At 39.9% G+C, this 19,384-nt stretch carries 21 protein-coding genes, 2 rRNA genes and 2 other annotated features (1 of these 25 only partly in view); all 23 genes read right to left on the reverse strand.

All coding sequences use genetic code 11. The features are described 5' to 3' along the window. Positions 1 to 112: a sequence feature (ribosomal protein L10 leader region), on the reverse strand; it reaches 31 nt to the left of the window's first position. 50 nt (positions 113 to 162) lie between these two features. Next, complete coding sequence (gene rplA / locus NQ185_RS16630) at positions 163 to 852, reverse strand: 50S ribosomal protein L1 (RefSeq protein ID WP_257583143.1); 690 nt, start codon at positions 850 to 852, stop codon at positions 163 to 165. A gap of 257 nt (positions 853 to 1,109) precedes the next feature. Further along, the gene (gene rplK / locus NQ185_RS16635) at positions 1,110 to 1,535 is read right to left on the reverse strand and encodes a 50S ribosomal protein L11 (RefSeq protein WP_213111992.1); all 426 of its coding nucleotides are present in this window, start codon (positions 1,533 to 1,535) and stop codon (positions 1,110 to 1,112) included. A 162-nt stretch (positions 1,536 to 1,697) separates the two neighbouring features. Continuing rightward, a complete protein-coding gene (nusG, locus tag NQ185_RS16640; protein WP_257583145.1) occupies positions 1,698 to 2,231 on the reverse strand; it encodes a transcription termination/antitermination protein NusG in 534 nt (177 codons plus the stop codon). A gap of 158 nt (positions 2,232 to 2,389) precedes the next feature. Next, on the reverse strand, positions 2,390 to 2,575 hold the full coding sequence (secE, locus tag NQ185_RS16645; RefSeq protein WP_213131558.1) for a preprotein translocase subunit SecE: 186 nt from the start codon (positions 2,573 to 2,575) through the stop codon (positions 2,390 to 2,392). 69 nt (positions 2,576 to 2,644) lie between these two features. After that, entirely contained in the window at positions 2,645 to 2,791 is a 147-nt protein-coding gene (rpmG, locus tag NQ185_RS16650; RefSeq protein WP_257583146.1) for a 50S ribosomal protein L33, read from the reverse strand. A 75-nt stretch (positions 2,792 to 2,866) separates the two neighbouring features. Beyond that, the gene (sigH, locus tag NQ185_RS16655; protein WP_257583147.1) at positions 2,867 to 3,514 is read right to left on the reverse strand and encodes an RNA polymerase sporulation sigma factor SigH; all 648 of its coding nucleotides are present in this window, start codon (positions 3,512 to 3,514) and stop codon (positions 2,867 to 2,869) included. Positions 3,515 to 3,582: 68 nt separating this feature from the next. After that, a complete protein-coding gene (locus NQ185_RS16660) occupies positions 3,583 to 4,092 on the reverse strand; it encodes an NYN domain-containing protein (protein ID WP_257583148.1) in 510 nt (169 codons plus the stop codon). A gap of 3 nt (positions 4,093 to 4,095) precedes the next feature. After that, a complete protein-coding gene (gene rlmB, locus NQ185_RS16665) occupies positions 4,096 to 4,839 on the reverse strand; it encodes a 23S rRNA (guanosine(2251)-2'-O)-methyltransferase RlmB (RefSeq protein ID WP_257583149.1) in 744 nt (247 codons plus the stop codon). After that, complete coding sequence (locus NQ185_RS16670; protein ID WP_257583150.1) at positions 4,836 to 5,258, reverse strand: Mini-ribonuclease 3; 423 nt, start codon at positions 5,256 to 5,258, stop codon at positions 4,836 to 4,838. The genes rlmB and NQ185_RS16670 overlap by 4 nt, the downstream gene beginning before the upstream one ends. 5 nt (positions 5,259 to 5,263) lie before the next feature. Further along, entirely contained in the window at positions 5,264 to 6,661 is a 1,398-nt protein-coding gene (gene cysS, locus NQ185_RS16675) for a cysteine--tRNA ligase (RefSeq protein ID WP_257583151.1), read from the reverse strand. Beyond that, the gene (gene cysE / locus NQ185_RS16680; RefSeq protein ID WP_257583152.1) at positions 6,651 to 7,316 is read right to left on the reverse strand and encodes a serine O-acetyltransferase; all 666 of its coding nucleotides are present in this window, start codon (positions 7,314 to 7,316) and stop codon (positions 6,651 to 6,653) included. The genes cysS and cysE overlap by 11 nt, the downstream gene beginning before the upstream one ends. Positions 7,317 to 7,581: 265 nt before the next feature. Then, positions 7,582 to 7,816 (reverse strand) — a binding site (T-box leader). A gap of 34 nt (positions 7,817 to 7,850) precedes the next feature. Then, positions 7,851 to 9,308 (reverse strand): glutamate--tRNA ligase, encoded by a 1,458-nt coding sequence (gene gltX, locus NQ185_RS16685; protein ID WP_257583153.1) that lies wholly within the window; start codon positions 9,306 to 9,308, stop codon positions 7,851 to 7,853. Positions 9,309 to 9,356: 48 nt separating this feature from the next. Further along, positions 9,357 to 9,833 carry a 2-C-methyl-D-erythritol 2,4-cyclodiphosphate synthase gene (gene ispF, locus NQ185_RS16690; RefSeq protein WP_257583155.1) on the reverse strand — a complete coding sequence of 159 codons (477 nt, stop codon included), beginning with the start codon at positions 9,831 to 9,833 and terminating at the stop codon, positions 9,357 to 9,359. Positions 9,834 to 9,847: 14 nt separating this feature from the next. After that, a complete protein-coding gene (gene ispD, locus NQ185_RS16695) occupies positions 9,848 to 10,522 on the reverse strand; it encodes a 2-C-methyl-D-erythritol 4-phosphate cytidylyltransferase (RefSeq protein WP_257583156.1) in 675 nt (224 codons plus the stop codon). Between the two features lie 36 nt (positions 10,523 to 10,558). Further along, the gene (locus NQ185_RS16700; protein WP_257583157.1) at positions 10,559 to 11,656 is read right to left on the reverse strand and encodes a PIN/TRAM domain-containing protein; all 1,098 of its coding nucleotides are present in this window, start codon (positions 11,654 to 11,656) and stop codon (positions 10,559 to 10,561) included. 215 nt (positions 11,657 to 11,871) lie between these two features. Further along, entirely contained in the window at positions 11,872 to 13,245 is a 1,374-nt protein-coding gene (gene radA, locus NQ185_RS16705; RefSeq protein ID WP_257583158.1) for a DNA repair protein RadA, read from the reverse strand. Positions 13,246 to 13,535: 290 nt separating this feature from the next. Next, positions 13,536 to 15,968 carry an ATP-dependent protease ATP-binding subunit ClpC gene (gene clpC / locus NQ185_RS16710; protein WP_257583159.1) on the reverse strand — a complete coding sequence of 811 codons (2,433 nt, stop codon included), beginning with the start codon at positions 15,966 to 15,968 and terminating at the stop codon, positions 13,536 to 13,538. Positions 15,969 to 15,979: 11 nt separating this feature from the next. Further along, positions 15,980 to 17,053, reverse strand: coding sequence for a protein-arginine kinase McsB (gene mcsB / locus NQ185_RS16715; RefSeq protein ID WP_257583160.1), 1,074 nt, complete (start codon positions 17,051 to 17,053; stop codon positions 15,980 to 15,982). Further along, positions 17,050 to 17,595 carry a protein-arginine kinase activator protein McsA gene (gene mcsA, locus NQ185_RS16720; protein ID WP_257583161.1) on the reverse strand — a complete coding sequence of 182 codons (546 nt, stop codon included), beginning with the start codon at positions 17,593 to 17,595 and terminating at the stop codon, positions 17,050 to 17,052. The genes mcsB and mcsA overlap by 4 nt, the downstream gene beginning before the upstream one ends. A gap of 16 nt (positions 17,596 to 17,611) precedes the next feature. Beyond that, on the reverse strand, positions 17,612 to 18,073 hold the full coding sequence (locus NQ185_RS16725; protein ID WP_257583164.1) for a CtsR family transcriptional regulator: 462 nt from the start codon (positions 18,071 to 18,073) through the stop codon (positions 17,612 to 17,614). Between the two features lie 800 nt (positions 18,074 to 18,873). Further along, positions 18,874 to 19,026 (reverse strand): hypothetical protein, encoded by a 153-nt coding sequence (locus NQ185_RS16730; RefSeq protein ID WP_257583162.1) that lies wholly within the window; start codon positions 19,024 to 19,026, stop codon positions 18,874 to 18,876. Positions 19,027 to 19,080: 54 nt separating this feature from the next. Next, positions 19,081 to 19,196 (reverse strand): 5S ribosomal RNA (rrf, locus tag NQ185_RS16735). 64 nt (positions 19,197 to 19,260) lie between these two features. After that, positions 19,261 to 19,384: ribosomal RNA gene (locus NQ185_RS16740) — 23S ribosomal RNA — on the reverse strand; the annotation flags it as partial.

Here is a 19,384-nt window from a genome sequence, read left to right on the forward strand (position 1 = left end):
TGGAGGTTTCACGCGTCAATCATTCAGCCAGATTGATATATATCGCAATGACCTCGGTAGGAAATTAAGCTTTTAAAGCACCTACTGTCTACGGTACAAATGTTTAATTATTTTTTCAACAGATATTATTTTATCAGGTTATCTGTTTGTAGTCAATAGCTTTTATACTGAAGATGGATCAACTTTTACGCCAGGTCCCATTGTTGAAGTAACAGTTACGTTCTTCATGTATGTTCCTTTTGCAGCTGATGGCTTCGCTTTTAACAATGTATCGAAAATAGTAGCAAAGTTTTCAACTAGCTTCTCTTGATCAAAAGAAACTTTACCGATTGGAACGTGGATAATACCCGCTCTATCAACACGGTATTCAACTTTACCCGCTTTAATTTCGTTTACAGCTCTTGCTACATCAAATGTAACAGTACCTGTTTTTGGATTTGGCATTAATCCTTTTGGTCCAAGTGTACGACCAAGCTTACCAACTTCACCCATCATATCAGGAGTAGCAACAATAACATCGAAATCAAACCAACCTTGGTTGATTTTGTTGATGTACTCTGAATCTCCAACATAATCCGCACCAGCAGCTTCTGCTTCTTTTAGTTTTTCACCTTTCGCAAATACCAACACGCGTTGAGTTTTACCTGTACCATTCGGAAGTACAACTGCACCACGGATTTGTTGATCTGCTTTCTTAGGATCTACACCTAAACGGAATGCCGCTTCAACTGTTGCATCAAATTTAGCATAATCCACTTTTTTTACAAGTTCAATCGCTTCAGTGATTGCATAAGCTTTTGAACGATCAACTAGCTTTAAAGCTTCTACATACTTCTTACCTTTTTTAGCCATTAATATTTCCTCCTATATTGTGGTTTTAGCGGAATAACCTCCCACGTCGAAAAGCGCAAGCGCCCTGAACATCGACGTACGGATTTACAGAGCCCCGACGAGATAAAGGAAACACGATGAACCCAAGGGTGAATCGATGTTTACTTATCGTAGGAAGGGATCTTAAATCCGCTAGTCGATAGGCGCCGGAGCTAGACATGTAAGAGGAAGGCCGGAATTCAGCCTTCCTCCAACAACGACCTTGCTTACTATCAAAATCAGTCTTCGATTTTGATACCCATGCTGCGCGCAGTGCCTTCAACCATTAGCATAGCTGCTTCAACGCTAGCTGCATTTAGGTCCGGCATTTTTGTTTCTGCGATTTCGCGTACTTTATCGCGCTTTACAGTCGCAACTGACTTTTTATTCGGTTCACCAGAACCAGACTCGATTCCAGCTGCTTTTTTAAGTAGAACAGCAGCAGGTGGAGTTTTTGTGATGAATGTAAAAGAACGGTCTTCAAATACCGTGATTTCAACTGGAATAATTAGACCAGCTTGATCTGCTGTACGAGCGTTGAACTCCTTACAGAATCCCATGATATTTACACCTGCTTGACCTAACGCCGGTCCAACTGGTGGAGCCGGATTCGCTTTGCCTGCAGGAATTTGTAATTTTACAAGTTTAATTACTTTTTTAGCCACGAGACACACCTCCTTAAGTCCGTGATGTGGTAATGGGGTTTTCACCCTCCCACTCAACATATCAAAATATAAGATATTATTATTTGATCAGTTCTTCATTTAGAAGCATACTGACCTAGAAGATATTATCACTTTTTGCAATAGATTTCAAGTTGTTTCAAATTATAATTTATCAATTTGAGTGAAGTCTAATTCGACAGGCGTTTCCCGCCCAAACATGTTAACCATAACTCTTGCTTTTCCTTTTGCTTGATCCATATCTTCAATTTTTCCAGTAAAATTGGCAAACGGACCTTCTTTCACCGTCACCGTTTCACCTGGTTCGAATTTCACTTCAACACGTTTTTCTTCTATACCCATCTGCTTTAGAATAAAGGAAATTTCTTCGGGTAATAGTGGTGTCGGCTTCGAACCAGATCCTGAAGAGCCTACAAAACCGGTTACTCCCGGTGTATTACGAACTACATACCATGAATCATCTGTCATGATAATTTCGACTAATACATATCCCGGAAAAACTTTCTTTTTCACGACTTTCTTTTTACCGTTTTTAAAATCGGTCTCTTCTTCTTCAGGAACCATGACTCGGAAAATTTTATCTTGCATGCCCATCGATTCTACGCGCTTTTCAAGGTTTGCTTTTACTTTGTTTTCATATCCGGAATAAGTATGGACAACATACCAGTTCTTTTCCATCTAATAGGACTAAGCGTCCTTCCCTCCCTATTTAAACTTTTAAAATTTTTAACCAAATGAAAAAACCCGTTGACCGGGCTCTACAGACTCTGTATCTATATTTTTCATTATACCATGAGAAAGTGTATATTATACAAGCTTCAAGGTAAAATAAGAATTTATAATCCAAGAATAAAACGAATCGATTTAGAGATAATTTGGTCGATCCCCGCAAAAAATAATGCAAGGATTGTAACTGTTACTACAACTGTAATCGTATAGCCGGTAAGTTCCTTTCGCTTCGGCCAGCTTACTTTTCTCATTTCTGAGCTTACGTGGCGAAAGAATTGGGTTAAGCTTGACATGATCGTACCTCCAAGTATATAGCTGCTTATAGAGCGTGTTCAAAAGAACGCCTCTCATGTGAATGTATGCTATTTTGTTTCTTTGTGAATCGTATGCGCATTACAACTTTTGCAAAACTTCTTTAACTCAAGACGTGTAGCAGCTTCTTTATTCTTATCCGTCATATAATTGCGCGAGCCACACACTGCACAGATTAAGGCAACTTTCTTTTTCACTTGCAGCACCTGCTCTCCCAATTATCTAATAAAAAGTATCACGGAAGTTAGTTTCTGTCAATAAAACATTTAATACTACACACTGAATTCATGCAGTTCTAAATAGCGCTCGAGCTTTCTTTTTACTCTTTGTAAAGCGTTATCAATTGATTTTACGTGACGATCTAACTCATCAGATATCTCTTGATATGATCGTCCGTCTAAGTAAAGCGCTAATACCTTTCTTTCTAAATCACTAAGTAGCTCCATTACTTTCTCTTCAATATTATTCAATTTTTCTCTATTGATCAGGAGTTCCTCAGGATCAAGGATCTTTGCACCAGAGATCACATCCATTAATGTGCGATCCGATTCTTCGTCATATATGGGCTTGTCCAAAGAAACATAGGAATTAAGTGGAATGTGTTTTTGTCGGGTGGCTGTTTTGATTGCAGTGATAATTTGTCTCGTAATGCAAAGCTCGGCAAAAGCTTTAAAAGATGAAAGCTTATCTTCTTTAAAGTCTCGAATAGCTTTATAAAGACCGATCATGCCTTCCTGAACGATATCCTCTTTATCTGCTCCAATTAGAAAATAGGAACGAGCTTTTACTCTAACAAAATTGCGGTACTTTTTTATGAGGTAATCTAGTGCTTCGCTTTCTCCTTCATGAATCAGTTCGATCAATTCTTCATCTTCTAACAAATCATATCTGATGTCGTCTAATCTGATATTTGAGATCACCGTATCCCCACCCTCGAAAACCATAGATAAAACTATTATACATGACAGAATTTTCAAGCGTCAACTAGTCATTTTTCCCCACGTCGCCATTTTTCGAAAATTGTTGCAACTTCATCACTTAATGGAATCTTCGATACAGGAAGCTTTTCTCTCGTTTTTTCTAGCCGCTTTCCTATCTTGCGATCAATGGCTTCTACTTCAATCAATAATTCCCGCGCAGAAATTCTAAGAGCTCCTTGTCCAAAAATTGCCCACTGTTCCGTGAAATCTGAAGTGGCAACATGGATTTGGGTTCGAATATTAGTCAATTCTTTCGCTAATTTTTCAATCCGCTCGTCCGCAGTTTCCTCAGCTTTCGTATAAATAACATCAATTTTATGCTTTCGATACTTTTTTTCGACTCCCTTAACCTCATATGCATCAAAAACAACAATTACTTTATATCCGGTATAGCCTTGATAGTCCGCCAATATTTCAATTAATCGATCCCTTGCTGCAGCAAGATCTTTCTTTTTTAGCTCAATTAGTTCGGTCCACGCACCGATGATATTATAGCCATCGACAATAAGGATATCCATTTGTTAACCCTCAATTGGATTCCGTTTGCGATGAACTTCATACATTAAGAGAGCAGCCGCAACTGAAGCATTTAGTGATGTAACGTGCCCGGCCATTGGTAAATGGATTAAAAAGTCACATTTCTCCCTAATTAATCGCCCAATTCCTTTACCTTCGCTTCCAATGACAATAGCTAGCGGCAGCGTAGCGTCCATTTTCCGATAATCTTGACTTCCTTTTGCGTCCGTTCCAAATACCCAAATACCGCGTTCTTTTAATTCATCAATGGTTCTGGCAATGTTCGTAACACGTGCTACAGGGATATATTCAATCGCCCCTGTCGATAGCTTAGCAACCGTAGCGGTCAGACCTACTGCCCTTCGCTTCGGAATGATGATGCCATGCACCCCCGCAGCATCTGCTGTACGTAATATAGAACCTAGATTATGAGGGTCTTCTAATTCATCTAAAATAAGAAAAAATGGATCTTCTTGGCTTTTGGAAGCATGTGCAAATAAATCGTCAACTTCAGCATATTGGTAGGCGGCTACCTGAGCAATGACACCTTGATGATTTTCTTTCGTGTTTTGTTCGAGCTTTTGCTTCGGTACGTATTGAATTAAAACATTGCGTTCTTTCGCAAGTTTTATGATTACTTGCATTTGTCCTTTTTGAGATCCTTCAGCAATCCAGATTTTATTAATATCCCGGTCTGATTTCAATGCTTCTATAACAGGGTTTTTTCCCGCAATCCACTCCTGGCTCATGCTGTTCCCACTCCCCCGGTTTCAATCTTATTAATTGCTTCATCGATAATTTCATTTAATCGGTTACGTTCATTTGCTAAATATACCCAGCCGATCACCGCTTCAAAAGCGGTGCTATGGCGGTAGGTTAGGACATCTGTATTTTTAGGGATTGTCCCAGACTTAGCGTTTCTTCCCCGTTTCATAACGTTCATTTCTTCTTCACTTAAAAAATTCTCTTCAATCATTTTTTTCAAAATACCGGATTGCGCTTTAGCCGAGACAAAACGGGTCGCTTCCCTGTGAAGCCGATGTGGTTTTGTTTTACCATTTTGTAAAAGGTAATGTCTGATAAACACATCGTAAACGGCATCACCGATATAAGCGAGTGCTAAACTATTCAATTGCTTATAGTTTACTTCTTTATCAGGCAGATTCATATTGATTAGCCCCGTTTCCATCTTGTGCCTTGTGGTGTATCTTCAAGAATGATGTTCATTTCTTTTAATTGATCACGAATTTGATCTGCACGCTGGAAGTTGCGGTTTTTTCTCGCTTCCAAACGTTCATTGATTAGTTGGTCAATCTCTTCATCAAGCAACTCAGCAACATCCAATTGTAAGCCTAGAACAGAGAATAATTCTTCAAAAGTGTTCATGAATGATTCGATGACCTTAACCGACGTATTTTCTTCCATCAAATAATAATTAGCTTGTTTCGCAAGCTCGAATAAAATAGAGATTCCATCAGCAGTATTAAAATCATCATCCATTTCTTTTACAAAATCATTCTTTAAGTCGGAAATTTTCCCCAGCCATTTCTCGTCATTAGTTGTTAAATTTGCACTTACATCCAAACGATGTTTTAAATTTTGATAAGATGTTTTCAATCTTTCAAGACCTGCTCCAGCATTTTTTAACAATTCGTCTGTAAAATTAATTGGATTGCGATAATGGACAGCTAATATAAAGAATCTTAAGACTTGTGGATCCACATGCTCTAAAATGTCATGGACAAGAACAAAATTCCCAAGGGATTTCGACATTTTTTCGTTATCGATATTGATATACCCATTATGCATCCAATAACGAGCAAATGTTTTGCCAGTAAGTGCTTCTGATTGGGCAATTTCATTTTCATGATGCGGAAACGTTAAATCTTGCCCGCCCGCATGTATATCAATCGTATCACCCAAGTATTTTCGAGCCATAGCAGAGCACTCGATATGCCAGCCCGGCCTTCCCTCACCCCATGGACTATCCCAAGAAATTTCTCCCTCTTTCGCTGCTTTCCATAATGTAAAATCCAAGGCATCTTCTTTGTTTTCTCCCGCTTGAATCCGGGCGCCGATTTTCAAATCATCTACTGCTTGGTGAGAAAGTTTTCCATATCCTTCAAAATGTCTTGTTCTATAATAAACATCTCCATTTGATTCATAAGCGAAACCTTTTTCAATTAATGTTTCTATGAATTCAATGATGATATCCATATTTTCCGTTACACGCGGATGAAGATTGGCCCTCTTGCAGCCCAGTGCGGATACATCTTCGAAAAATGCTTCTATGAACCGCTCCGCGACTGTCGGAACATCTGTACCAAGTTCAGCTGCCGCTTTAATAAGCTTATCGTCAACATCGGTAAAATTAGAAATAAAGTTCACTTCATAACCACGATACTCCAAGTAACGGCGAACTGTATCAAATACAATAGGAGGCCTCGCATTACCAATATGAATGTAGTTGTAGACAGTTGGACCGCACACATACATTTTTACTTTTCCTTCTTCTAACGGAATAAAATCTTCTTTTTTTCGAGTAAGTGTATTGTAAATTTTAATGGCCATCGATCGTGGCTCCTTTCGCGATTTCCCTTTGTAATTGGGAGATTTCTTCTTGTAACCCGGAGATTCTTTTTTCCATTTCTATGCATTTATCTGAAACTGGATCCGGTAAATCACAGTGATTTAAATCTTTTATTCTTACTCCGTCCCGGACGACGATCCTTCCTGGTATTCCAACGACAGTGGAATTAGAAGGCACATCTTTTAATACGACGGAGCCCGCTCCTACTTTTGAATTTTTCCCTATTGTAATATTTCCTAACACCTTGGCACCTGTGGCGATAAGGGTATTATCCTCCAGAGTCGGATGCCGCTTCCCTTTTTCTTTTCCAGTTCCACCTAAGGTTACCCCTTGATAAACTGTCACGTTATCACCAATCTCGCATGTTTCACCAATTACCACTCCCATCCCGTGGTCTATGAAGAAACGGCGCCCGATGATCGCACCCGGGTGAATCTCAATTCCTGTAAAAAAACGATTGATTTGGGAAATCATTCTTGCGGCAAAATACATTTTTCTTTTATATAAGGCATGTGCCACTCGATGCGCCCAAATTGCATGCAAGCCCGAATATGTTAGGATCACCTCTATATAAGTCCGGGCAGCAGGGTCCTGGTCGAATACTGTTTCTATATCTTCTTTCATTCGTTTGAACATCATTAAGGCCCCCCTTTTTTAGAAAAGCGAAAGCGCCTTGCCTATCGACGTACGGTCCACAGCATGTGGGTCCGTCGACGCCGCCACAGGACGTGGCGGTTTACTTTTAGTCAATTTTTCGACCTTCGACTTAGATAACGGAAACACGACGAGTCCGATAGGACGAATCTGGCTTCCTTACGCAAGTGAGAAGGACAAGAAGTTTGCTAGTCGATTGGCGCTGTAGCTTGACACAAATTATATAAAAAAAACGCCTCTGAAAAAAATCAGAGACGCTTTTGGCGCGGTTCCACTCTGGTTGGGCACTGCTTTTATAAAAAGCGGGCGCCCCAGCTCCTCTTGATAACGACAAGACTACCGCCTGCACCTACTTAGTTTCCCTGTTCGGATTAGGACTCAGAGGTGCACTTCAAAAAATGAATAGCTGGTCCCGCTCTCAGCCGGTGGCGGTACTCTCTGAACAGCATCATTTTTTTACTTTTCCTCGTCAACGTTTTTAATATAACTATAATATATTATAGATTTATCTAATTGTTAACCCTTCAAACGCTCCAAGCGTTTTTTTATTTTCTCTTTGCCCAATAATTCAATCGCATTTGGAAGTTCTGGTCCATGTGTTTGGCCTGTCACTGCGACGCGAATAGGCATAAATAGTTTTTTCCCTTTTTGTCCGGTCGACTTTTGTACCGCTTTTATGGCTTGTTTTATTCCATCTGCTTTAAATGGTGTAAGGGCATCGACTTCATCGTAAAATGCACTTATCACTTCAGGTACTTGCTCTTCATCCAAAACAGCTTTTGCTTCTTCATCATAATCGATTTCATCTTTAAAGAACATACTTGATAATTCTACAATTTCAGCTCCAAAGCTCATTTGTTCTTGGTAAAGAGCAATTAAGCCTTTCACCCAATTTTCCTCTTCTTGATTTAACTGCTCTTTTACAAGGCCCGCTTTTACAAGGTGAGGTAAGGCAAGGGCCACAACATCATCCAATTCCAGCTTTTTCATATACTGATTATTCATCCAAGCAAGCTTTTGCTTGTCGAATAATGCAGGAGATTTCGATAAGCGATTGGCATCGAAAATCTTAATGAATTCCTCTTTTGAAAAAATTTCTTCTTCTCCTTGTGGAGACCATCCAAGCAAAGCAATAAAATTGAATAGAGCCTCAGGTAAATAACCAAGTTCTGCGTATTGCTCAATAAATTGAATGATGGATTCGTCGCGCTTGCTTAGCTTTTTACGGCTTTCATTGACGATAAGTGTCATATGGCCATATGTTGGAGGTTCCCAATCAAACGCCTCAAAAATCATTAATTGCTTTGGCGTATTTGAAATATGGTCATCGCCACGGAGGACATGACTAATTTTCATAAGATAATCATCGATTGCCACAGCAAAATTATATGTTGGGATACCATCCTTTTTGACAATGACAAAGTCACCTATGCCGTCAGATTCAAAGGAAACTTCATCTTTCACCATATCAGTGAAAGCATAGACTTTATTAGCAGGTACTTTAAAGCGGATACTCGGTACCCGTCCTTCCGCTTCAAGTGCCGCTTGTTCTTCCTTGGAGAGATGGGCACATTTCCCTGAATAACGCGGCATCTCGCTGCGGGCCATTTGCGCTTCACGCTCTTTTTCTAGTTCTTCTTCAGTACAGTAACATTTATAGGCTAAGCCACGATCTAAAAGCTCATCGTAATATTTTTTATATATATCGACGCGTTCGGATTGTCGGTATGGACCATAGCCGCCGTCCTTATCTACACTTTCATCCCAATCGATTCCTAGCCATTTCAAATACTTAAGCTGGCTCTCCTCGCCGCCCTCAATATTTCTCTTCAAATCTGTATCTTCAATTCTAATAAGGAATGTTCCACCCATATTGCGTGCGAATAAATAATTAAAAAGTGCTGTACGCGCATTACCGATATGCAGATGACCCGTTGGACTCGGGGCATAGCGCACTCTCACGTCATTTGACATTTTTCTGCCTCCATTCAAAATCACGGTCTTTCTATTTTACAATAATTTTTAATTCTTTTGTATTAATATAACTGCCTGAGAAGCGATACCTTCCTCACGTCCTACAAATCCAAGACGCTCTGTTGTAGTCGCCTTTACATTTACTTGAGACGCATCCGCTTCTAATAGTTCGGCGATCCGCTCTCTCATTTTATCAATATGAGGTGCCATTTTTGGCTTTTGTGCCATGATTATACAATCTATATTTACAAGGGAATAGCCACTTTTCTTTACTAAATTCCACACATGAACCAAAAGCTCCGCGGAATCAGCATCTTTATATTCGGGATCCGTGTCAGGAAAATGCCTGCCAATATCCCCTTCTCCAATTGCCCCAAGACAAGCGTCCGCTACAGTATGTAAAAGAACATCCGCATCAGAATGCCCAATCAATCCTTTTTCGTAAGGGATCTTAATCCCGCCTATTATTAACGGACGACCTTCCGCAAACTTATGCACATCAAAGCCTTGCCCAACTCTAAACATTCACGTATTCCCCTTTACTGTTGTCTTTTCTTTAAAATAGCCTCAGCAAAATAAAGGTCCTCGGGTGTCGTCAATTTAATATTATCGTAGTCGCTCTCAACTATTTTTACAGGTTGCCCGCTTTTTTCTACGAGCGACGCTTCGTCTGTTCCTAAAAATCCCTCTAATTTTGCCCGCTCATGTGCGCTCTTCAACACAGAAAAACGAAAAGCTTGTGGGGTTTGCACCTGCCACAAGCTGGATCGGTCTACTGTTTCAATGACTTCAAGATCCTTTACTTTTTTAATCGTATCCTTAACCGGAACAGCTGCTATGGCGGCCCCATGCTTTCTCGCAGAATCAACGAGACTCAATATGGTTTCTGGACGAATAAAAGGTCGTGCTCCATCATGAACAAGAATGATTCCATCTGCCACAGCAGCTTTCAATCCATTATAAACGCTATATTGCCGCTCGCTGCCACCATGGACTAGGTGAATCTTAAGATAGCGACTTTGAATTTCTTTAAAAAACGGCTCATCATCCGGTTGAATAACGAGGATGATCTGACCACAGTGAGGATCTTTTTCAAAAACATCAAGTGTATGAAGAATAATGGGCCTTCCTTCCAAATTCATCAATAATTTATTGTACCCTGCACCCATTCTCTTCCCAGACCCAGCAGCTGGAATAATCACTTGATAGTTCATTACTTTTACCCCTATTCTCATTCTTGTTGAACTAGATTATAATGCTTTTTCCAATAACTTCGGCTTTGCAAAAATCATACGTCCCGCCGATGTTTGTAGAACACTTGTCACAATTACATCAATCCGTTTGCCGATATAATTTCTGCCCTCTTCTACTACAATCATCGTTCCATCATCCAAATATGCAACACCTTGATTATACTCTTTCCCATCTTTAATGACTTGGACATTTAACTCTTCACCCGGCAGTACAACAGGTTTCACTGCATTTGCGAGATCATTGATATTTAATACATTTACGTTCTGAAACTCACAAACTTTATTTAAATTATAATCGTTTGTCACAACGACCCCATCAGTTAATTTCGCCAATTTAACGAGCTTGCTATCCACTTCCTGAACATCCTCAAAATCAATTTCATACATTTCTACCTGAATATCTATTTCTTTTTGAATACGATTGAGAATATCAAGTCCCCGTCTTCCTCTATTACGTTTCAAGGCATCAGAGGAATCAGCAATATGCTGAAGCTCCTCAAGGACAAACTGAGGAATGACGATTACCCCGTCTAAAAATCCAGTTTGGCAAATATCAGCAACTCGACCATCAATAATGACGCTTGTATCCAATATTTTTAACCTTTTGGCGGGAATCTCTTTTTCTGCTTCTATTCCATCTGGACCTCTTTTCTTACCACTACGATTGATGGAAAAAAAGCTTGTCAGCTCGTCACGCTTTTTAAACCCCACTTGGAATCCTAAATATCCAAGTAATAAAGTCAACAGTATCGGAACGTACGTATTAATAATAGGTATTTCCATTTGATTAATAGCTAGACCTGCTAAAAATGCGACAATCAAACCGAAAGTGAGACCAAGACTACCGAATAAAATATCTGTGATAGGGGCTTTTACAAGCCTATCCTCAAGCCATTTCACTCCATTGACAATAAAATCAACCGCCCAAAAAGTTAATAAATAAAAAATAATTGCACCTATAATAGCAGAAATATACGGATTATTGATTAATGCCACACTATCCAATTTTACCAATTTTAATAATTCGGGAATAAGAAAAATCCCCAAGGTCCCGCCGAGTAGTAAAAAACAGGCTTGCACAATTCTTTTTAACATACATTCCTTCACCTCCTTCTTTTAATTATGAACAATTAACTTGCTTTAAAACCATGGTATTGTAAATATTTTCCTTTATCAATAAAAGATTCTCTAAAAATTAGGAGTCTTCTTTTTAATATAACATTATTTGTAAAAAATCTCCTTCACCAAAAGGTAGCAATTTTATATATTAATGTCAATTTTATAGTAGGTCAAAAGTCCATTTATACTTTCTATGCAAATGCATATTGAAGTGCTTCTCCTACAGTATTAACTCCGATAACCTCAATTCCAACGGGTACTTTCCACCCTCCAATATTATTGGCTGGTATTATGACTCTTTCGAATCCTAGTTTTGCAGCTTCTTGAACCCGTTGTTCAATTCTTGAAACACGACGCACTTCCCCGGTTAACCCCACTTCACCGATGATACAATCCGTAGCTCTCGTTTGTTTATCACGAAAACTAGAGGCAATACTTGTGGCAATAGCGAGGTCAATCGCCGGCTCATCAAGCTTCACTCCACCCGCAACTTTTAAATAAGCGTCCTGATTTTGCAACAATAATCCTACTCTTTTTTCCAAGACCGCCATAATTAACGATACTCGGTTATGGTCAATACCGGTTGCCATTCTCCTTGGATTTCCAAAGCTAGTCGGCGAGATCAGCGCCTGAATTTCAACCAAGACGGGGCGCGTTCCTTCCATGGAGGCTACTACGGTGGAGCCTGAAGTACCTTTCGACCTTTCTTCGAGGAAAATCTCCGATGGATTCTCTACTTCTTCCAATCCTGATTCCTTCATTTCAAAAATTCCCATCTCATTAGTCGAACCGAAACGATTTTTTACAGCGCGCAGTATTCTATATGTATGGTGCCTTTCACCTTCAAAATAGAGTACAGTGTCAACCATATGTTCAAGTAAACGCGGTCCTGCAATTGCTCCTTCTTTTGTTACGTGGCCTACTATGAAAATAGCTATACCCTTCGTTTTCGCTATTCGCATCAATTCTGCCGTACATTCACGGACTTGGGATACGCTTCCGGGAGCAGATGTGACCTCAGGATGATAGACGGTTTGAATAGAGTCTATCACTACAAATTGGGGTGATAAATTTTCAATTGTTTGGTGGATCATTTCTAGATTTGTTTCAGAATAAATATACAGCTCAGGGGATGATACATTTAGTCGATCGGCTCTAAGTTTTGTTTGCTTTACAGATTCTTCACCTGAAATATAGAGGACCTTTGGATTTACGGCTGCAAGTTGTGCAGAGACTTGCAAAAGCAGGGTGGATTTACCGATTCCCGGATCGCCGCCAATTAAGATAAGGGAACCTGGAACAACCCCTCCGCCTAGCACACGGTTTAATTCTTTTAATTCCGTCGTTACACGCGGTTCATTTTTGGTTTCAATCGAAGTGATAGGAGATGCTTTGGAAAGTTCTTCAGATGAGGTATGTTGAAATGATCGTCTCGGCTGTTTGCCTACTATATCTACTTCTTCAACCATTTGATTCCATTCCCCACAACTAGGGCATCTTCCCATCCATTTAGCAGATTCATACCCGCAAGCTTGACACATAAATTTTGTTTTCTTCTTCGCCATCTTATTCTCCTTCTTTTTAATAGGCACTTTTCTCAATTTACTATGAATTTTAAGGACGGAATACAACATGAATAATACAGCTTAGAACTTCATAAAAGGTGAAGTCGGCTTTAGGGCTTTTACAAAAATAGCAAACTTTAAGCAGCAGCCTTTTAATATAAAACGAATGACATACCGTATAGGTTTCAATACTAAGAAATAAACAGGGTACACGAATAGACCTGTGTACCCGGTTTTTTTGTTCAAGCAAAATAGCCTTCCGCTTGAACTTATTTTTACTTCAGCAAAATTTACGAAATGGATTTTTCGGTTGTTTTTACCGTGAACTCTCCATTTTCAACATCTATCATAATGTGCTGCCCTGTTGAAATATTACCTTTTAGCAATTCTTCCGATAGGCGATCTTCAATAAATTTCTGAATCGCTCTTCTTAGTGGACGCGCTCCATATTCAGGGTCAAAGCCCTCTTCTGTAATTTTTTCTTTTGCCGTATCTGTCAATTCTAAATCCATTTCTTGCTCTTTTAGACGCTTCATTAATTGTTCTGCCATCAATGTAACAATTTCCTTCAAGTGTGGCTTTTCAAGAGCATGGAATACGATAATTTCATCGACACGATTTAGGAATTCCGGACGGAAGGCTTTTTTCAATTCTTCCATTACTTTACTCTTCATGTCTTTATAATCTTGTTCCCCGTCTTGAATGCTGAATCCAACATATTTATTCCGTTTTAAAGACTCTGCTCCAACGTTTGACGTTAAAATTAACACGGTATTCCTAAAATCAACCGTTCTACCTTTGGAGTCAGTAAGACGTCCATCCTCTAAAACTTGTAATAATATATTGAATACATCAGGATGTGCCTTCTCAATTTCATCAAGTAAAATTACGGAATATGGCTTTCTTCTTACTTTTTCAGTTAATTGCCCACCCTCTTCAAATCCTACATAACCTGGAGGAGAACCGACGAGTCTTGAAGTTGAATGTTTTTCCATATACTCGGACATATCGATACGGATCATCGCATCTTCATCACCGAACATCGCCTCAGCCAAGGCTCTTGCAAGCTCTGTCTTACCAACCCCAGTCGGACCTAAGAAAATAAATGAACCAATTGGTCGTTTTGGATCCTTTAAACCAGCCCTCGCTCTACGTACCGCCTTCGCTACTGATTTTACTGCTTCTTCCTGACCAATAACTCTAGAATGTAAAATCTCTTCCAGTTTTAATAACTTTTCTGTTTCTGTTGATGCAAGTTTAGAAACAGGGATCCCCGTCCAGCTGGATACTACATGGGCAATGTCATCTACAGTAACTTCACTATTTTCCTGGCCTTGTTTTTCTTTCCATGTTTTCTTCGTTTCTTCCAGCTCTTCACGAAGACGCTGCTCTGAATCACGAAGGGAAGCGGCTTTTTCAAACTCTTGACTTTGAACAGCTGCATCTTTTTCCTTGCGAATCGACTCGAGTTTCACTTCAAGCTCTTTCAAATTTGGAGGAGTTGTATAAGAACGAAGACGAACCTTCGAACCCGCCTCATCGATCAAATCAATTGCTTTATCCGGTAAAAAACGATCAGATATATAACGGTCGGACAATTTTACAGCAGCCTCAATCGCTTCGTCTGTAATGGAAACACGGTGGTGCGCCTCATATCGATCTCTTAAGCCCTCTAAAATTTGAATCGATTCCTCGGCTGTCGGCTCGTCAACCTGAATCGGTTGGAAACGACGTTCTAGTGCAGCGTCCTTTTCAATATATTTTCGATATTCATCAAGTGTCGTCGCACCAATACATTGCAATTCTCCACGCGCTAAAGACGGTTTTAAGATATTCGAAGCATCGATTGCACCTTCCGCGCCGCCAGCCCCAATTAACGTATGAAGCTCATCTATAAATAAAATAATATTTCCTGCTTGGCGAATTTCATCCATTACTTTCTTAAGGCGATCTTCAAATTCACCACGATATTTTGTTCCCGCCACAACGGTTCCCATATCGAGGGTCATAACTCGTTTATCACGTAAAATTTCTGGGACCTCGTTTTGGATAATTTGCTGTGCTAATCCTTCTGCAATCGCAGTTTTACCAACTCCTGGCTCTCCAATCAGGACCGGGTTGTTTTTCGTACGTCTGCTTAGCACTTCAATGACCCTTTGAATTTCTTTACCTCGGCCAATCACCGGGTCAAGGCTGCCTTCTCTCGCAATAGAGGTTAAATCACGAGCAAGACCATCTAATGTCGGAGTGCTTGCACTTGATGAGCCCCCACCGTGATTATTCGCCTCATTGCTCCCTAAAAGCTGAAGCACTTGCTGGCGAGCTTTGTTTAAGCTAACCCCTAAATTATTTAATACACGGGCAGCTACACCTTCACCTTCACGGATTAAACCTAATAGAATATGTTCGGTGCCTACATAGGAATGGCCTAATTTTCGCGCCTCATCCATAGATAGCTCAATTACTTTTTTTGCTCTTGGTGTATAGTGAATGTTTTGAGAAGTATCTTGGCCGCGCCCAATTAAATTCTCTACTTCTTTCTGGATCTTCTCAGGTCCTAATGCAAGACCATATAAAGCTTTGGCAGCAATCCCTTCGCCTTCCCTTACTAACCCAAGCAAAATGTGCTCTGTACCGATATTACTATGCCCAAGACGGATTGCTTCTTCTTGCGACAACGCCAATACTTTCTGTGCTCTCTCAGTAAAACGCCCAAACATCATACGATCTCCTCCTAACGATCTCTCTCTTCAAGTTTTAAACGCTCACGAATAAATGTGGCTCTTTTAATATCACGCTCAGCCGGACGGAGGGGACCGCCAGCATATTGTTGTAAAAATCCAGGCTGTGTCAAAATCATTAATTCGTTAAGGATATTTTTTGATAAATGCTTTATATACCCTGTATCTATGCCCAATCTTACATCGGATAAACATTCGGCAGCCTCTTTTGTTTCTATGACTCGGCTGTTTGCTAAAATTCCGTATGATCGAAATACTCTATCCTCTAATTGTATGTTCGATGTCTTTACTAATGCTTCCCTAGCCGACCTTTCCTGAGCAATAATCTGTTGTACGACACTTGTTAAATCCCCGACGATATCTTCCTCAGATTTTCCGAGCGTGATTTGATTGGAGATTTGAAAAATGTTACCTAGAGCTTCACTGCCTTCTCCGTAAATCCCTCTTACAACAAGACCTAGCTGATTTATCGCAGGGATGATACGATTCATTTGCCTTGTTAAAATTAACGCGGGAAGATGAACCATGACGGAAGCTCTTAATCCCGTTCCAACATTCGTCGGGCAACTCGTTAAATAACCAAGATTTTCATCGAAAGCATAATCTAACTTTTCCTCCAATAAATCATCTATCGCGTTGGCGCTTTCCAATGCCTCATTTATTTGCAGTCCTGGAAATAAACATTGGATTCTTATATGATCTTCCTCATTGACCATAATGCTAATATCTTCATTTTCCGATAATATAACGGCGCCATGAGAGGCATTTTCCGCGAGGCGAGGACTGATTAGGTGTTTTTCAACTAGGACCCTTTTTTGCAAAGATTTTAATTCTTCTATTTCTAAAAATTCCATTGCTCCATATGACTGAAATATATCTGAGTCCATCAAACCTTTAATTTGGTTAATAATTTCCCTTGCCTCTTCATTACTAAACAATGTTGGAAATTTAGATTTGCGCAAATTTCTTGCAAGTCGGATGCGGGAACTTAGAATGATATCTGAATCAGGGCCTTCCGCACTCATCCACGAGCTAACAGCTTTATTTAAAAACTTTTCAAGATTCATGATCTCCCCTCCTCATCCAACACCGTATTTTCGAGGGAACGGATTTGGTCACGTATTACCGCAGCTTCCTCAAATTCTTCCTTAGCAATTAAGGAACGAAGCTCTTCTTTTAGCAATTGCACCTTCTTTTTAATATGGATAGAACCCCCGATCCTTTTTGGGACCTTTCCACCATGCTTTAAATTGCCGCTATGCAGTCTTTTTAGGATAGGTGCCATCTGATCCTTAAAAGCATCATAACAATTAGCACAACCAAACCGGCCAATATTTATAAATTGCTGAAATGTCATTTTACATACTTCACATTGAACAACTTGCTCAGATGGAGAAGGCTGCGATTTAGCCTGTTGAAAAGAGGGATCAAAATTTAATAGACCTGCAAGTAAGTCATTAAATGAAAATCCCCCCGCTCCATCAAACATAAATATCTCGCCTTTTTCCTGTGCGCATTTTTCGCAAAGTTGGATTGTAGTTTTTTCACCATTTACCACTTTTGTAAAATGCATCGTTGCGGGTCTTTCTTTACACTCTTGGCATATCATCACCTTCACCTTACCTTTAATCGTATTTAATAGCCTGGAGCATGGCTATAAGAATTCTAGCTCTCATCTCATCACGTTCTGGCAAATCTAGATATATAACGGAGCGATCAATAACGCTTAGCATTAATTTTGCTTCATTCCTCGTAATGACCCTTTCATCTAAAAGCCTAAAAATGATATCCTGCGCACTTGTTTGAGATATATTTCTTCCAACGAGCGCCGCTAACTGATCAATAAGATGGGCTTTCGTGTGCGTCTTTACCCTCGTAATCCGGATATAACCGCCTCCCCCTCTTTTACTTTCTACCATATACCCTCTTTCAATCGTAAAGCGGGTATTAATCACGTAGTTAATTTGGGAGGGAACACACTGAAATTTATCAGCAATTTCACTTCTTTTAATTTCAACAATCTCCGATTCACTTAATTCAAGCACTTTTTTTAAATAACTTTCAATTACATCAGATATATTTCGCATCATCAAGACACCTCCTTGAAACGACGCCTGACTTTGACTATATTTGACTTAATTATACTAGAGAATAAGCATAAAATGCAATTGTCTACTCCCAACATTATTTTATCCATGTGGTAAAAAAATGAAACCACATATAGACTTTCTTTGGGATTTTTGAAATATTAATTTCTTTGCAGCCAACTCCTTCTTCGGTAAGTTTTAAACCGTTGACGTCAAGAATAAAATTGAGAATATTTAAAGTAGGAGAGACCCCGGAGTTATGTGCCGATTGGGATGGATGTGTATTAAAACTGTGAGGGCTACGCGATTGGGATGGATGTGCGGTACAATTGGGACGATCAAGTCATGTTCTAATAGTATCTAAAACGATTAATGCATTGAATCAACACTAAGCTGAATTCAAAGGGACAATGCCCCAGCGAAAACCGTATAGTTTGTCCGGTTGAAGCGTTTTAAGGATACTTACTACTTAATAGTCCGATTGAGGTAGTTCCTCTGCTTTTTAAAGGGCACTTCCTACCTCAATAGCTCGATTGAGGTAGTTTATCTGCTTTTTCAGGGGTACATACTGTCTCAATAGCCCGATTGAGGTAGTTCCTCTGCTTTTTCAGGAGTACTTACTACCTTAACATGGTGTATGTTTCTTTTTAATGCCTTCGGCATTGAACAAATAAAAAAACAAAAAAAGACACTCTCATTTGAGAATGTCTTTTGGCTGCCTGGCAACGTCCTGCTCTTGCAAGGGGAGTCCCCTTACTACCATCGGCGCGCGAGCTTAACTTCCGTGTTCGCGCTGCGGATCACGATGACCAGCGAATCTCTTCGTCATCTGCGCTCGTTCGATTCTCATGGGCAAAGCCCATTCCGAGTCTCTCTCCCTTGATTCCTCGATCTTCTTGGTCCTCCTGATCCTCGCTAACATGGTGTATGTTTCTTCTTAATGCCTTCGGCATTGAACAAATAAAAAACCGAAAAAAAGACACTCTCATTTGAGAATGCCTTTATTTGCCTGGCAACGTCCTGCTCTTGCAAGGGGAGTCCCCTTACTACCATCGGCGCTGAAGAGCTTAACTTCCGTGTTCGGGATGGGAACGGGTGTGACCTCTTCGCCATCGTCACCAGACATGTATAGAATTAAGAGAAATTCATTCCCTCAAAACCAGATAATTAGAGAAAACAAACCGTATTTGATTAAGTCCTCGATCGATTAGTATCCGTCAGCTCCATGTGTCGCCACACTTCCACACCGGACCTATCAACCTGATCATCTTTCAGGGATCTTACTAGCTTGCGCTATGGGAAATCTCATCT

The organism is Lederbergia panacisoli (genome assembly GCF_024626525.1).
Lineage (GTDB): Bacteria > Bacillota > Bacilli > Bacillales > Bacillaceae_C > Lederbergia > Lederbergia panacisoli.